Raw genomic sequence first — 14,761 nt, 5'->3', positions numbered from 1 at the left:
CGACGCGCGCCCGCCACTCCTTCACCCGCCGTCACCCTCCGGCTTGACCGGAGGGTCCATGGGCGCTCGCCGCAAGCCCGCCGGCAGGGAATGCGGACGCTCCGGTCAAGCCGGAGCGCGACGGAGGAATGCCGGTAGGCCCAGAGACGAAGCGGCCCCGGACAATGCCGGGGCCGTCAATATCGATCTTCTGGTGTCCTGGCCGCCCGTCTCAGCCGCCGGCCACCGGCACCGGGATCGGCGCCGGGCCGAGCGCGGTGCGGCGCTGATTGTCGGCCCGCTCGGCGACGCGGTCCGCATAGGGCAGCTCCAGGCGCTCCCACACGTCCGACAGCGCCCGGGCCAGATGGGCGATCAGCGCGTCGTCGTGGAACGGGGTCGGCGTGATGCGCAGGCGCTCGGTGCCGCGCGGCACGGTCGGGTAGTTGATGGGCTGGATGTAGATGCCGTACTCCGCCAGCAGCAGGTCGGAGGCCATCTTGCAGGCCTTGGCGTCGCCCACCATCACCGGGACGATATGGGTCGGGGTCTCCATCTGCGGCAGGCCGGCGGCGGCGAGCGCCGCCTTCACCTTGGCCACCTGGGCGCGCTGGCCCTCGCGCTCGGCCTGGGACTCCTTGAGATGCCGCACCGAGGCGGCGGCGGCCGCGGCGATGGCCGGCGGCAGGGCGGTGGTGAAGATGAAGCCCGGCGCGTAGGAGCGCACGGCGTCGATCACGGTGCGCTTGCCGGTGATGTAGCCCCCCACCACGCCGAACGCCTTGCCGAGGGTGCCCTCGATCACGTCGATGCGGTGCATGACGCCGTCGCGCTCGGCGACGCCGGCGCCGCGCGGGCCGTACATGCCCACCGCGTGCACCTCGTCGAGATAGGTCATGGCGCCGTACGTCTCGGCGAGGTCGCAGATGCCGGCCATGGGGGCGATGTCGCCGTCCATGGAATAGACGCTCTCGAACGCGACGAGCTTCGGCCGGTCGCCGGCGGCCTTCAGCAGCTCCTCCAGGTGGTCGAGGTCGTTGTGCCGGAAGATGGCCTTCTGCCGGCCGCCCTGGCGCACGCCCTCGATCATGGAATTGTGATTGAGCTCGTCGGAGATCACCACGCAGTCGGGGATCAGCTTGACGATGGTGGAGATGCCGGTGGCGTTGGAGATGTAGCCGGAGGTGAAGACGAGGCCCTGCTCCTTGCCGTGAAGGTCGGCGAGCTCGCGCTCCAGCTCAACGATCTCGTGGCTGTTGCCGGAGATGTTGCGGGTGCCGCCGGCACCCGCCCCGCGGGCCTGCGCCGCCGCGCACATGGCCTCGACCACCTTCGGGTGGGAGCCCATGCCGAGATAGTCGTTGGAGCACCACACCACGATGTCGCGGGGGCCGCCGGGCGAATGCCAGACCGCGCGCGGAAAGCGCGAGGCGTCGCGCTCGATCTCCGCGAAGGTGCGGTAGCGGCGCTCCTTGCGGAGCGCGTCGATGGCATCGGCGAAGAAATGATCGTAGTTCATTTCGGACCCTGCGGCAGGAAGGGGGACCGGATGGCGCCGGATACCCCCGAATTGTTCTCGTTGTAGAATCTCACCTTGCTCTTTGTATTGATGCCAATCAAGGGGCCGGCCGGTCGCGCGGCGATCGGGCGCGGCGGGGCGTCCTGGGCCGTGTGAATCCCGCGTGCCGCTGGAGAACGGGGGCCGCCGCGCCCGGTCACAGCCCTGGCACGGCCTGCGGCTCGGCGCCCGAACGGGCGGCATCGACAATGGCGTGCTCCAAGAGGGCGAGCGCATCGTCGGGCATGCCCCGTTCGCGCCGGTAGATGCACAAAGGCGGCAGCTGGCAGTCGAGGTCGCAATCCAGGATCGCCACGATCCCGAAGCGCGCCTGCGCACGCGCGACCCCCTCGGGCAGGATGGCGAGCATGTCGGTGACGTGAAGAAGATTGATGAGCACGGAGGAGGAATATGTCTCGAGCCGCGCGGCCGGCGGCGGCAGGCCGGACTACACGAAGGCATGCTCCATCGCCAGCCGCGTCGGCGAGTTCAGGGGCGGCATGATCCACGCCTCACCCAGCAGATCGGCGACCGCAAGGCCGCGCCGGCGTGCCAATCCATGGCCGCTGCCCGCCACCACGACGCCGGTTTCCTAATGCACCGCGCGCTGGCTCAGCTGGCTCCCCGGCGGAAGCGAGCAGTGCCGCGCCAGCACCAGGTCGCGCGCACCATTGCGGACCTGAGCTCGATTGCCGCGCCTACCGGATCGACGCGGCAAGCCGCAGCATCGTGTACTCGGGAGACAGCGGGCCGTCCGAAGCGGTCTGCGCGCTGGCCCAGGATGCCGACGTGCTGATCCGCATGTGCCACTATATGAGCGGCAGTCAGCCGAGCGAGGAATTCGCAGCCTCGAACAGCGGGCATCTTGAGGTCGCGCGCCTCGCGCGGAAGGCGCGCGTGCGGACCCTGGTGCTCACCCACATCACCGAGCAGCTCGATCGGCCAGGCGTGCGCGAGGGCGTCGTACGGGAGGTCGGCGAATGCTTCGGCGGGACTGTCGTTTTCGGCGAGGACCTCCTCGAAGTGCCGTTCGAGGCGCCGCAGTTCCCCGCCCCCATCTGACCGGGTCCGCCCTGCCCTCGGATCGCCGCGAAAATCATCAAATCGCCACTTGCATCGGGGGGCTGAATCCACTACATCCGCCCTGCCCAAATTCGCACGTGCCTGTGGTCGCGTGTCGGTCGGTAGGATCTCCGGACAAGAGGCCGGAAAGCTGCCAGGACGACCGATAGCCGGAGGGAACCGGCCCACCCCGCTCCTCATGCGGGGGACGTGACTTGAAGCAACGACGTAAGGGCTTTTTTGGTCTCGGCCGCCCCTCCAAAGGACGGCTGTACTGAAGAGGCACTACATCTTGCCGGCCGTGCGGAGCGGGATTTCCCTCTCCAATCGTGCGCAGTCGTCTCCCCCTTGCCTCGGCCTGTCCGATGCGGGGCGGTTCGGCTGCCGTTCGGTCCGATGATGCGGCCGGGTTAGACCGCCCGGCGAAGCGGGTACGGCCCGCAGGCGGACGGCGTGTCCACATCGCCGTGCGGCTGCTGGCGCGTGCCCCGGGCTCTCCCGGAAGGAGCGCCCGTCCTGTCGTCGCGCAGAGCCCTGCGCTTCACGAGGCTTCAGGTCACGGGGAGGTTTCCATGACCGATCGCATCCGCGAATTCCTTCGCACCCGACGTGAGGACGGCCCCTGCGTGGTCGTGGACCTCGACGTGGTGCGCGCCAACTATGCCGCCTTCGCCCGCGCGCTGCCGGACACCCGCGTGTTCTACGCCGTGAAGGCCAATCCCGACGCCGCGATCCTCAAGGCGCTTGAGGAGATGGGCTCCTCGTTCGACTGCGCCTCCACCGGCGAGATCGACATGGTGCTCGCCACCGGCGCCGGCGCGGACCGCATCTCGTTCGGCAACACCATCAAGAAGGAGCGCGACATCGAGCGCGCCTTCAAGGCCGGCGTGCGCCTGTTCGCCGTGGACAGCTACGAGGAGGTCGAGAAGATCGCCCGCGTGGCCCCGCGCGCCAAGGTGTTCTGCCGCATCCTGTGCGACGGCGCCGGCGCCGAGTGGCCGCTGTCGCGCAAGTTCGGCTGCGAGCCGGAGATGGCGGCGGACGTGCTTGAGCACGCTTTTCGCCTCGGCCTCGTGCCCTACGGCGTGTCCTTCCATGTGGGATCGCAGCAGAAGAACGTGAACGCCTGGGACGGCGCTCTCGCTTCCGCCGCCGCGATCTTCCGCGACTGCGCCGAGCGCGGCATCGCGCTCGCCATGGTGAATCTCGGCGGCGGCTTCCCGGCGAAGTACCTCCAGGACGTGCCGGCGGCGCAGGCCTATGGCGAGGCGATCTTCTCGGCGCTGCGCAAGCATTTCGGCAACGCGCTGCCCGAGACCATCATGGAGCCCGGCCGCGGGCTGGTCGGCAATGCCGGCCTGATCGAGGCCGAGGTGGTGCTCATCGCCAAGAAGTCCGAGCAGGACGCCATGCGGTGGGTCTATCTCGACATCGGCAAGTTCGGCGGCCTCGCCGAGACCATGGACGAGGCGATCCGCTATCCGCTGCGCACCCCGCGCGACGGCGACGATGTCGCCCCCTGCGTGCTCGCGGGCCCGACCTGCGATTCGGCCGACGTGCTCTACGAGAAGACCCCCGTGGAGCTGCCTTTGTCGCTCTCCATCGGCGACAAGGTCATCATCGAGGCCTGCGGCGCCTACACCACCACCTATTCGGCGGTGGCGTTCAACGGCTTCCCGCCGCTGAAGGCCTACGTGATCTGAAGAGGGGGATTTCCCCCTCGTCTTCCGCTCCGTCCCTCCGGGTTCATGGTGAACCGCCGCGCGCGCCCGCGCCGGCGGGACGGCTCTTCTCACCGTTTTGGTTGTGGCGCAGGAGCGGCCGATGACTGAAATCGTGCTTGAAACCGTGGAAGATGTGGCCGGCCGCGAGGGCCTGCTGGACCTGTGCTTCGGCGCCGCGCGCTTCGAGAAATCCTCCGAGCGGCTGCGCGAGGGCCGTCTTCCCGCCGATGGCCTCGCCTTCTCCGCCCATGGCCCCGACGGGCGCATGGCCGGCACGGTGCGGCTGTGGAACGTCTGCGCCGGCCCCGGCAAGCCGGCGCTGCTGCTCGGCCCGCTGGCGGTGCATCCCTGGTTCCGTGCCCGCGGGCTCGGCGGCGCCCTCATGCGCCACGCGCTCGGCGCGGCCAAGGCCAGGGGCCACGGCGCGGTGCTGCTGGTGGGCGACGCCCCCTATTACGGGCGCTTCGGCTTCTCGGCCGCGCACACGGGCGAGCTCTGGATGCCCGGCACCTATGACCGCGACCGGCTGCTCGGCGTCGAGCTGAAGGACGGCGCGCTTTCCGGCGCCCGCGGCCTCATCAGCCCCACCGGCGCGCGGATCGCCATGCCCTCCTTCGCGGAGCTGATGGCGAAGGACGGGGGCCTGCGCAGGACCGCGTGAGCCCGGCGTCTTCGCGCCGCGAGGCGACGCCTCCTCCCCGCCCCCGGGAGGAGGCGTTCGCGTCTGGACGGCCTTGCGCCGATGCGCGGCCCGCGCGATGACAGGCGGAACCGGGCGCGCCGCGCCCTCCCCTTTCCAGTCCCGGGCCGCGCCGCATGTCCAAGCACGAGCAGAAGCACGACGACCTTCCCTACCGGCCCTGCGTCGGGCTGTGCGTGTTCAACCCGGCAGGCCGCGTCTTCATCGGCCAGCGCCTCCAGGGACCGGAGCACGTGGACGCGACCTATTCCTGGCAGTTGCCCCAGGGCGGCATCGACAAGGGCGAGGAGCCGTTCGAGGCGGCGCTGCGGGAGCTCTACGAGGAGACCTCCATGCGCTCGGTGACGCGCCTCGGGGAGGTGGAGGACTGGCTGACCTACGACCTGCCCGGCCGCGTCGCCAAGGACGCCTGGAAGGGGCGCTATCGCGGCCAGACCCAGAAATGGTTCGCCCTGCGCTTCACCGGCAGCGAGGCCGAGATCGACATCGCCCAGCCCGGCGGCGGCCACAAGCCGGAATTCTGCGCCTGGCGCTGGGAGGAGATCGACCGGGTGGCCGACCTCGTCATCCCCTTCAAGCGCGACGTCTATGTGCGCGTGGTGAAGGAGTTCCGGCGCTTCGCCGCGCCCTGAGCCGGCACTATTTGTGCCACTTGAACAGGTCCTTGCGCTGCTCGAACAGCGCCACCGATTCCGCCGCGAGCACCCCGCCGGTCAGCTCCACCTTCAGGAACAGGGTTTGGGACGCGGTCTCCTGCGCGGAGATGGTGCCGCGGCCCATATAGGGCGAGAGGTCGTCCAGCGAGGCGCCGTAGACCACGCGGCCGAAGCCGCACCACAGGATCGCGCCCATGCACATCATGCACGGCTCCACCGTGGCGTAGATGGTGGCGCCGCGCATGCCGTCCGGTCCCCGCTCGGCGAGGAAGCTGCGGATGGCGGTCATCTCGGCATGGGCGGTGGGGTCGGACGCTTCCGCCACCTGGTTGCGGCCGCGCGCCAGCACCTCGGCGCCACGGGTGATGACGGCGCCGTAGGGGTGGTTGGACTGCTCGGCCAGCACCAGCGCCTCGCGCATGAAGGCCGCGTCCTCGGGCCGCGCCGGCGCGGGGATCGCCTCGGCGGGCGCCTCGGCCGGGAACAAAGCGAGCACGCTTCCCGCCATCCCTGCGGCGGCGAGCGGGAGGCCCGCCATCACCGTGCGCCGCGACGGCCCGATGTCCGCAATGCCCTGTCCCGCCATCGCCGGCTCCCCGCCTTGTCGGGGCCGTCATGGCGCCGCCGTTCCGGAGGAAACCGCGCGGCGGAGCGTCTGGCAACCTCCGGCCGCTGGAACGCCCTTGCGGAATCTGGCGTACGGGCTCCGCGCCGTCCGGGAGGGTCGTCTCGCCAACGAAAAAGGCCGGGCAACGGCCCGGCCTCGAATTCTGTCCCGGCAGGGCAGAAGGGAAGTCTCCCGGTCTGCCCGCCCGCGTCAGTGCGCCGTCGCGGCCGCCGCTCCGGGATGCAACGCCGCGGCCACCTGCCGGAGATCGTCCAGCTGGCGCTGGGCGCGCTGGCGGGCCTCGTCATTGGTGGCGTCGCGCACGTCCTCCTCGGCGTCCTTGATGTGCTGGGCCAGCGCGCCGGCGTCGATATCCTCCACCGGCTTCGCCTGTTCGGCGAGGATGGTGAGGCCGGACGCGTTCACCTCGGCGAAGCCGCCGCGCACGAAATAGCGCTTCGGCGCGCCGTCGCCCTTGATGGTGAGGATGCCGGGCTTGAGCATGGCGATGAACGGGGCATGGCCCGCCAGCACGCCGAACTCGCCCTCGGCGCCGGGGACGATCACCTCGGCCACCGCGCCGGAAAACACCAGCCGCTCGGGCGAGACCAGCTCGAAGGGAAGGGATGCCATGTCTCTCGTCTCCGGATCGTCCTTGCGCCCGCGCGTCGCCGCGTCAGCGCTGGGCCACGAAGCCGACGCCGAGCCCGATGATCCCGCCGGCCACGGCGGCAAGGCCGATGGGCGGGTCTGCTCCGACGTCAGGCCCGCTCCAGGACGCTCGCCCTGGAGCTTGATGTCGATGCCCGGCAGGCGGATTTCCGCCAGCCGGGGCCGGGTGAGCCGTCCCGAGACCTCGGGGTTCGTCGGCTCACCACGTCACGGATTGGAGCTCAGGCCGCCTCGGCGGCGAGCTTCTTGCCCTTCTCGATCGCCTCTTCCATGGTGCCCACCATGTAGAAGGCCTGCTCGGGCAGGTAGTCGTACTTGCCTTCCACCAGGCCCTTGAAGCCGGCGATGGTGTCCTTCAGGTCGACGAGCTTGCCCGGCGAGCCGGTGAACACCTCGGCCACGTGGAACGGCTGGCTGAGGAAGCGCTCGATCTTGCGGGCGCGCGCCACCGTGAGCTTGTCCTCTTCGGACAGCTCGTCCATGCCCAGGATGGCGATGATGTCCTGGAGCGACTTGTAGCGCTGCAGGGTCTGCTGCACCTGACGGGCGACGCCGTAGTGCTCCTCGCCGAGGATGGCGGGGGAGAGCATGCGCGAGGTGCTGTCGAGCGGATCCACCGCCGGGTAGATGCCCTTCTCGGCGATCGAGCGCGACAGCACGGTGGTGGCGTCCAGATGGGCGAAGGAGGCGGCCGGGGCCGGGTCGGTCAGATCGTCCGCCGGCACGTAGATGGCCTGCACCGAGGTGATCGAGCCCTTGGTGGTGGTGGTGATGCGCTCCTGCAGCGCGCCCATGTCGGTGGCGAGCGTCGGCTGGTAGCCCACCGCCGAAGGGATGCGGCCGAGCAGCGCCGACACCTCGGAGCCCGCCTGGGTGAAGCGGAAGATGTTGTCGACGAAGAACAGCACGTCCTGGCCCTGGTCGCGGAAGTGCTCGGCGACGGTGAGGCCGGTGAGCGCCACGCGGGCGCGGGCGCCCGGAGGCTCGTTCATCTGGCCGTACACCAAGGCGCACTTGGAACCGGCGGCGGAGCCGTTGTTCTCGTGCGGGTCCTTGTTCACGTTGGACTCGATCATCTCGTGATAGAGATCGTTGCCCTCGCGGGTGCGCTCGCCGACGCCGGCGAACACGGAATAGCCGCCGTGCGCCTTCGCCACGTTGTTGATCAGCTCCATGATGAGCACGGTCTTGCCCACGCCGGCGCCGCCGAACAGGCCGATCTTGCCGCCCTTGGCGTAGGGGGCCAGCAGGTCCACCACCTTGATGCCGGTGACCAGGATCTCGGCCTCGGTGGCCTGCTCCGCATAGGAGGGGGCCGGCTGGTGGATGGCGCGCAGGCCCTCGCCGTCGATCGGGCCGGCCTCGTCCACGGGCTCGCCGATCACGTTCATGATGCGGCCGAGCGTGCCGGCGCCCACGGGCACGCGGATCGGCGCGCCGGTGTCGGTCACCTCCTGGCCGCGCACCAGACCCTCGGTCGCGTCCATGGCGATGGTGCGCACGGTGTTCTCGCCCAGGTGCTGGGCCACCTCGAGCACCAGGCGGTTGCCCTGGTTGGTGGATTCCAGCGCGTTGAGGATCTCCGGCAGGTGATCGTCGAACTGGACGTCGACGACGGCGCCGATGATCTGGGTGATGCGTCCGACCTTGTTCGCCATTTGCGTCAGTCCTCTTGAATCCTTGTCGGGCCTCAGATGGCCTCGGCGCCGGAGATGATCTCGATGAGTTCCTTCGTGATCATGGCCTGGCGTGTGCGGTTGTACTTGAGCGTCTGCTTCTTGATCATGTCGCCCGCATTGCGGGTGGCGTTGTCCATGGCGCTCATCTGGGCGCCGTAGAAGGAGGCCTGGTTCTCGAGCAGGGCCTTGAAGATCTGCACCGCCACGTTGCGCGGCAGCAGGTCGGCGAGGATCTCCTCCTCGTCGGGCTCGTACTCGTAGACCGGCGCCTCGGCATCGGCCGCGCGCGCCTCGAAGGTCGCCGGGATCAGCTGCTGGGCGGTGGGCACCTGCGCGATCACGCTCTTGAAGTGCGAGTAGAACAGCGTGCAGACGTCGAACGCGCCCTGGTCCAGCAGGTGCAGGATCTTGGCGGCGATGTCGTTCGCCTCCTTGAAGCCGATGGTGCGCACGGAACGCAGGTCCACCAGCTCGATGATGTCGTTCGGGAACGTGCGGCGCAGCTGCTCGTAGCCCTTGCGGCCGACGCAGAAGAACTTCACCTGCTTGCCGTCGGCGATCAGCGAGAGCGCCTTCTCGCGGGCGAAGCGCACGATCGCCGAGTTGAAGGCGCCGCACAGGCCGCGCTCGCCGGTGGCGACCAGCAGCAAATGCCGCTCGCTCTTGCCGGTGCCGGTGAGCAGGAGCGGGGCCTGCCCGCCCTGGACCATGCCGGCCGCGAGGTTACCCAGCACCGTCTCCATGCGCTCGGCATAGGGGCGCGCCGCCTCGGCCGCCGACTGGGCGCGCCGCAGCTTCGCCGCGGCGACCATCTGCATCGCCTTGGTGATCTTCTGCGTCGCCTTCACAGAGGCGATGCGGTTCCTAAGGTCCTTCAAGCTCGGCATCGCGCCCGTCCGTCAGTTCGAGGCAATCCCAGGCCGATCAGGCGAAGCTCTTGGCGAAGGCGTCGATGGCCTTCGTCAGCTTCTCGGTCGTGTCCTTGGACAGCTCCTTGGAGGTGCGGATGGCGTCGAGGATCTCCGGGTGCTGGGCGCGCAGCGCCAGCAGCAGGCCGGACTCGAACTCGCGCACCTTGGAGACCGGCAGCGGGTCGAGATAGCCGTTGATGCCGGCGAAGATCACCGCCACCTGCTCTTCCACCTTCAGGGGCGAGAACTGGCTCTGCTTCAAGAGCTCGGTCAGGCGCGCGCCGCGGTTGAGCAGCTTCTGAGTCGAGGCGTCGAGGTCCGAGCCGAACTGGGCGAAGGCCGCCAGCTCGCGATACTGGGCGAGCTCGCCCTTGATCTTGCCCGCCACCTGCTTCATCGCCTTGATCTGCGCCGCCGAGCCGACGCGCGACACCGAGAGGCCGACGTTCACCGCCGGGCGGATGCCCTGGTAGAACAGGTCGGACTCCAGGAAGATCTGGCCGTCGGTGATGGAGATCACGTTGGTGGGGATGTAGGCGGACACGTCGTTCGCCTGGGTCTCGATCACCGGCAAGGCGGTGAGGGAGCCGGCGCCGTTCTCGTCATTGAGCTTGGCGGCGCGCTCCAGCAGGCGGGAGTGCAGGTAGAACACGTCGCCCGGATAGGCCTCGCGGCCCGGCGGGCGGCGCAGCAGCAGCGACATCTGGCGATAGGCGACCGCCTGCTTGGACAGGTCGTCATGGATGATGAGCGCGTGCATGCCGTTGTCGCGGAAGTACTCGCCCATGGCGGTGCCGGCGAACGGCGCCAGGAACTGCATCGGGGCGGCGTCCGAGGCGGTGGCCGCGACGACGATGGAATAGTCCAGCGCGCCCTGCTCCTCCAGCACCTTCACGAACTGGGCGACGGTGGAGCGCTTCTGGCCCACCGCGACATACACGCAGTAGAGCTTCTGGCTCTCCGGGGCGTCGCCGGCGTTCAGCGGCTTCTGGTTCAGGATCGCGTCGAGGGCGACGGCGGTCTTGCCGGTCTGGCGGTCGCCGATGATCAGCTCGCGCTGGCCGCGGCCGATCGGGATCATGGCGTCGATCGCCTTGAGGCCGGTCTGCATCGGCTCGTGCACGGACTTGCGCGGGATGATGCCCGGCGCCTTCACGTCCACGCGGCGGCGCTCGGTGTACTCGATCGGGCCCTTGCCGTCGATCGGGTTGCCGAGGGCGTCGACGACGCGGCCGAGCAGGCCCTTGCCCACCGGCACGTCGACGATGGCGCCGGTGCGCTTGACGGTCTGGCCTTCCTTGATCTCGCGGTCGGAGCCGAAGATCACGACGCCGACATTGTCGATCTCGAGGTTCAGCGCCATGCCGCGGGTGCCGTTCTCGAACTCGACCATCTCGCCCGCCTGGACGTTGTCGAGACCGTAGACGCGCGCGATGCCGTCGCCGACGGAGAGAACCTGGCCGACCTCGGAGACTTCCGCCTCCTGGCCGAAGTTCTGGATCTGCTCCTTGAGGATCGCGGAGATTTCAGCGGCTCGAATGTCCATCAGCGGACCTCTTTCATCGCATGCCGGATAGAATTGAGTTTGGTCTTCAGGGAAGCGTCGACCATGCGCGAGCCGAGCTTCACGATGAGACCACCGAGGATGGACGGATCGACGGTCACGTCGAGATGCACGTCCTTGCCGGTCTGCTGCGCCAGCGCTTCCTTGAGCGCGGCAAGGTGGGCCTCGCCGAGCGGCGCCGCCACCGTGACTTCAGCCGAGGTCTCGCCGCGCTTCCTGGCGACGAGGGCGGCATAATCGGAGATCATGGCCGGCAGCGCGAACAGGCGCCGGTTCTTGGCCACCAGCCGCACGAAATTGCCCGCGAGGCCGGCAATGCCCGCCTTGTCGAGCACCGCGGCCATGGCCGCCAGTTGCTGCTCGGCGGTGAAGACCGGGCTCTTCACCAGCCGCGCCAGGTCCGGACTCTCGGCCATCAGGCCGGAAAGCCGGCCAAGATCCGCCTGTACGGCATCAATGGCGCCGGCCTCGTCGGCCAGCTCGAACAGCGCGGTTGCATAGCGCCCCGCCATGCCTGACACGATCGTCTCCGCCACCCGCACCTCTCTCGGACTTGCGGCCTGATGCGGCGCACCATGCGCGCTTCTTGCCCAAGCCCTTGATCTGTTGGGAATATTCTTGTGCGATCCGCCCCGAGGGATAATCCCGCGCCGCGAAATCCCGGTGTGCCTAACACAGGCCGATGAAGGCGGCAACATGACGGAAGATAGGCCGATATGCCGCATTGCCGCACCGTGAGCGGGCCGCGCCGGCGACCATGCCCCCGCGAAGCCGCTCCAGCCCGTGCTTTTACCCAGGGGAAGCCCGCGCCGGCGGCGGCGGCAAAAGGCCTGCGGACCGCAGCGAGGGACCCGCAAAAACGAAGAGGCCCCGTCTTTTCAGGCGGGGCCTCGGTGCCGGAGTCCGGTCCGGTTCGCGGAAGCCGGGCTCAGTTGGCCCGGCTGGTCTTCTCGGCAGCGGCGGGGAAGGCGGCGTTCTTCACCGTGCCCTTCATCAGGTCGACGGCGAGCTTGAGCTGCGTGTCGTCCTTGGCCTCGGGCGGAACGTACGCGGGGGAGCCGGTCTGCTCCTCCTCGCCGTTCTTCAGATGGCCCTTCAGCGAGGACTCGCTGCGGCCGTCGCCGGGCGCGCCGAGCTTGGCCTTCTCCTCGTCGGGCAGGTCCTGCACCAGGATGATGTCGGGATCGATGCCCTTCGCCTGGATGGAGCGGCCGGAGGGGGTGTAGAAGCGGGCGGTGGTCAGGCGCAGCGCGCCGTTCTCGCCGTCGCGGCCGAGCGGGATGATGGTCTGCACCGACCCCTTGCCGAAGGTCCGCGAGCCCAGCACCGTCGCCCTCTTGTGGTCCTGCAGCGCGCCGGCGACGATCTCCGAGGCCGAGGCGGAGCCGCCGTTCACCAGCACGATCACCGGCTTGCCCTTGGTGCGGTCGCCGCCGCGGGCGTTGTAGCGCAGCGACTCCTCGGGATTACGCCCGCGGGTGGACACCACCTCCCCGCGGTCGAGGAAGGCGCTCGACACCTCCACCGCCTGGGTCAGCAGGCCGCCGGGATTGTTCCTCAGGTCGATGATGTAGCCGCGGATCTTGTCCGCGCCGATCTCGCCGGTGAGGTTGTCGATGGCCTTCTCCAGGCCGGCATTGGTCTGCTGCGTGAACTGGTTGATGCGGATATAGGCGATGTCGTCCTGCTCCACCTTCGAGCGCACCGCCTGGATCTTGATGACGGCGCGCGTCACCTTCACCTCGAACGGCTTCTCGATGCCCTTGCGGGAGATGGTGAGGCGGATGGGGGTGCCCACCTCGCCGCGCATCTTGTCCACCGCCTCGGTCAGGGTCATGCCCTGGACCTGCTCGTCATTGAGCTTGGTGATGAGGTCGCCGGCCATCACGCCCGCCTTGGCGGCCGGGGTGTCCTCCATGGGCGCGATGACCTTGACCAGGCCATCCTCCATCTTCACCTCGATGCCGAGGCCGCCGAACTCGCCGGAGGTCTGCACCTGCATGTCGTGGTAGGTCTTGGCGTCCATGTAGGACGAATGCGGGTCGAGGTCCTGGAGCATGCCCTTGATGGCGGACTCCACGAGCTTGGAGTCCTCCGGCTTCTCCACATAGTCCGACCGCACCCGGGCGAACACGTCGCCGAACAGGTCGAGCTGCCGGTAGGTATCGGAGGACGCGGCCTCGGCCGCCATCCCGAGGAACAGGCGCGGCTGCACCACGGTGAAGGCCACCAGGGCACCGGCGGCTGCGCCGAAAAGAAACAAAGACGTCCGACGCATCATCCGCGCACCTTCCGACTATCCGTTGCTGCCGCCCACCAGGGAGCGGGATCGATCGACACCCCGTCCTTGCGGAACTCTACATACAATTGGGGCTGTCCCGAGGCTGAAGACCCGCCGGAAGGGGCCGAAGGCCCCGCCGAGGGACCCACCCTGCCCGCGCGGCCCATCACCGCCACCGGCTCGCCCGCCAGGACGAACTGGCCGAGGTCGACCGTGATCCGGTCCATGCCCGCCATGAGAATATGGTATCCGCCGCCCGCGTTGAGGATCAAGAGTTGTCCATAGCTGCGGAACGGGCCGGCATAGACCACCCAGCCGTCCGCCGGGGCGCTCACGGGGGCGCCCGAGCGGGTGGCGATGGTGAGCCCCTTCTCGGCCCCGCCGGCGGCGTCCGGGGCACCGAACTCGCGCAGCCTCACCCCGGCGACAGGAAGCGGCAGCAAGCCTTTGGCGTCGGCGAAGACCACAGCGGGGCGCAGACGCGCTGGGTCGTCCGGGCCGCCAAGGTCGCGCTTTCCGTTGGGTGAGGGCGCGGGAGCCGCATTCTGGGCCGCTTCGGCGGCACGGGCGGCGGGCGGCACCTCGGCCTCCAGCCGGGTCACGAGATCGTGCACGTCGCCGCTCGCCTTGGCGACGCCCTCGGCCTGGGCGCGCTCCGCCGCAGGGACCGGATCGCTCTCCTGCTGGCGCCGCTGGCGCTCGCCGATGAGGGCGGCCAATCGGGCGCGGTCCTCCTCCAATACCGTCCCGAGGCGCGCGAGCGTGCCGCGGGCCTCGGCGAGCTCGCCGCGCACCCGCGACAGCTCGGTGAGATCGGAGGCCAGCGTCTCCGCCTCCACCCTCAGTTCCGGCACCAGGGCGCCGAGGAGGATGGCCGAGCGCACCGCGTCGAGGGCGTCGTCCGGGCGCATCACCAGGGCCGGAGGCGGCTCGCGCCCCATGCGCAGCAGCGCCGCCAGCACCTGGGCCAGCACGCCGCGCCGCTGGGCGAGCGAGATGTCGAGCGCCTTGGCGGCCTGGTCGAGCCGCGCCATGCGCCCCTCGAGATCGATGATGCGCTGCTCGATGTCGCGCGCCCGCCCGGAGGCGTCCACCAGCAGGCGGGAGAGCTTGCCCCGGTCGCCCTTGGCGGCCTCGATCTCGGCCTTCAGGCGCTCCTGGAACTCCCGGTTGCCGGCCACCTCGGCCTTCAGCGCCGCGCCGTCCAGGCCCTTGGCGGGCGGCGATGGCGGCAGCGGCGCCGCCTTCTGGGCGAGGCGCGCCGCGCCGGGCGGCGGCGCGCTTTCGGCGCGGGCCTGCGGCCCCGCGGCGGCCATGGCGGCGAGGAGAGCGCAGGCGAGAAGGCCGGTCCGCGGCATCATGGCCCGG

The 14,761-nt window shown here is 69.6% G+C and carries 15 protein-coding genes; 4 read left to right on the top strand and 11 right to left on the bottom strand.

The window, feature by feature from the left end; genetic code table 11:
• Positions 1-211 precede the first annotated feature (211 nt).
• The 3 genes from hemA to V5F67_RS03130 form a co-directional block, all read right to left on the bottom strand.
• A complete protein-coding gene (gene hemA, locus V5F67_RS03140; protein ID WP_394021115.1) occupies positions 212-1,498 on the bottom strand; it encodes a 5-aminolevulinate synthase in 1,287 nt (428 codons plus the stop codon).
• Between the two features lie 196 nt (positions 1,499-1,694).
• A complete protein-coding gene (locus V5F67_RS03135) occupies positions 1,695-1,937 on the bottom strand; it encodes a type 2 periplasmic-binding domain-containing protein (RefSeq protein ID WP_394021114.1) in 243 nt (80 codons plus the stop codon).
• 48 nt (positions 1,938-1,985) lie between these two features.
• On the bottom strand, positions 1,986-2,117 hold the full coding sequence (locus V5F67_RS03130) for a type 2 periplasmic-binding domain-containing protein (RefSeq protein ID WP_394021113.1): 132 nt from the start codon (positions 2,115-2,117) through the stop codon (positions 1,986-1,988).
• A 149-nt stretch (positions 2,118-2,266) separates the two neighbouring features.
• Here V5F67_RS03130 and V5F67_RS03125 point away from each other — a divergent pair, with 149 nt between their 5' ends.
• The 4 genes from V5F67_RS03125 to V5F67_RS03110 all read left to right on the top strand — a co-directional run bounded on the left by V5F67_RS03125 (position 2,267) and on the right by V5F67_RS03110 (position 5,655).
• On the top strand, positions 2,267-2,599 hold the full coding sequence (locus V5F67_RS03125; protein ID WP_394021112.1) for an MBL fold metallo-hydrolase: 333 nt from the start codon (positions 2,267-2,269) through the stop codon (positions 2,597-2,599).
• Between the two features lie 572 nt (positions 2,600-3,171).
• Complete coding sequence (locus tag V5F67_RS03120; protein WP_394021111.1) at positions 3,172-4,302, top strand: type III PLP-dependent enzyme; 1,131 nt, start codon at positions 3,172-3,174, stop codon at positions 4,300-4,302.
• 121 nt (positions 4,303-4,423) lie between these two features.
• Positions 4,424-4,984, top strand: a complete 561-nt coding sequence (locus V5F67_RS03115; RefSeq protein ID WP_394021110.1) for a GNAT family N-acetyltransferase — start codon at positions 4,424-4,426, stop codon at positions 4,982-4,984.
• 155 nt (positions 4,985-5,139) lie between these two features.
• Positions 5,140-5,655, top strand: coding sequence for an RNA pyrophosphohydrolase (locus V5F67_RS03110; RefSeq protein WP_394021109.1), 516 nt, complete (start codon positions 5,140-5,142; stop codon positions 5,653-5,655).
• 7 nt (positions 5,656-5,662) lie between these two features.
• Here the strand turns inward: V5F67_RS03110 and V5F67_RS03105 are convergent, their stop codons facing one another.
• The 8 genes from V5F67_RS03105 to V5F67_RS03070 form a co-directional block, all read right to left on the bottom strand.
• Positions 5,663-6,265 carry a nucleoside deaminase gene (locus V5F67_RS03105; RefSeq protein WP_394021108.1) on the bottom strand — a complete coding sequence of 201 codons (603 nt, stop codon included), beginning with the start codon at positions 6,263-6,265 and terminating at the stop codon, positions 5,663-5,665.
• Between the two features lie 231 nt (positions 6,266-6,496).
• The gene (locus tag V5F67_RS03100; RefSeq protein WP_394021107.1) at positions 6,497-6,919 is read right to left on the bottom strand and encodes a F0F1 ATP synthase subunit epsilon; all 423 of its coding nucleotides are present in this window, start codon (positions 6,917-6,919) and stop codon (positions 6,497-6,499) included.
• A 260-nt stretch (positions 6,920-7,179) separates the two neighbouring features.
• On the bottom strand, positions 7,180-8,616 hold the full coding sequence (gene atpD / locus V5F67_RS03095) for a F0F1 ATP synthase subunit beta (RefSeq protein WP_394021106.1): 1,437 nt from the start codon (positions 8,614-8,616) through the stop codon (positions 7,180-7,182).
• Positions 8,617-8,648: 32 nt separating this feature from the next.
• On the bottom strand, positions 8,649-9,524 hold the full coding sequence (locus V5F67_RS03090) for a F0F1 ATP synthase subunit gamma (protein ID WP_394021105.1): 876 nt from the start codon (positions 9,522-9,524) through the stop codon (positions 8,649-8,651).
• 37 nt (positions 9,525-9,561) lie between these two features.
• Positions 9,562-11,094 (bottom strand): F0F1 ATP synthase subunit alpha, encoded by a 1,533-nt coding sequence (gene atpA / locus V5F67_RS03085; RefSeq protein WP_394021104.1) that lies wholly within the window; start codon positions 11,092-11,094, stop codon positions 9,562-9,564.
• Positions 11,094-11,624, bottom strand: coding sequence for a F0F1 ATP synthase subunit delta (locus V5F67_RS03080; RefSeq protein WP_394021205.1), 531 nt, complete (start codon positions 11,622-11,624; stop codon positions 11,094-11,096). The genes atpA and V5F67_RS03080 overlap by 1 nt, the downstream gene beginning before the upstream one ends.
• 416 nt (positions 11,625-12,040) lie before the next feature.
• Positions 12,041-13,393, bottom strand: coding sequence for a S41 family peptidase (locus V5F67_RS03075; protein ID WP_394021103.1), 1,353 nt, complete (start codon positions 13,391-13,393; stop codon positions 12,041-12,043).
• Positions 13,390-14,754: a murein hydrolase activator EnvC family protein gene (locus V5F67_RS03070; RefSeq protein ID WP_394021102.1), complete on the bottom strand. Its 1,365-nt coding sequence runs from the start codon at positions 14,752-14,754 to the stop codon at positions 13,390-13,392. Before V5F67_RS03070 ends, V5F67_RS03075 begins: the two co-directional genes overlap by 4 nt.
• Positions 14,755-14,761 lie beyond the last annotated feature (7 nt).

The organism is Xanthobacter pseudotagetidis, from assembly GCF_043194795.2.
GTDB lineage: Bacteria > Pseudomonadota > Alphaproteobacteria > Rhizobiales > Xanthobacteraceae > Xanthobacter > Xanthobacter tagetidis_A.
The sequence above is the reverse complement of the archived record's forward strand: the minus strand, read 5'-3'. Positions and strand labels throughout refer to the sequence as shown.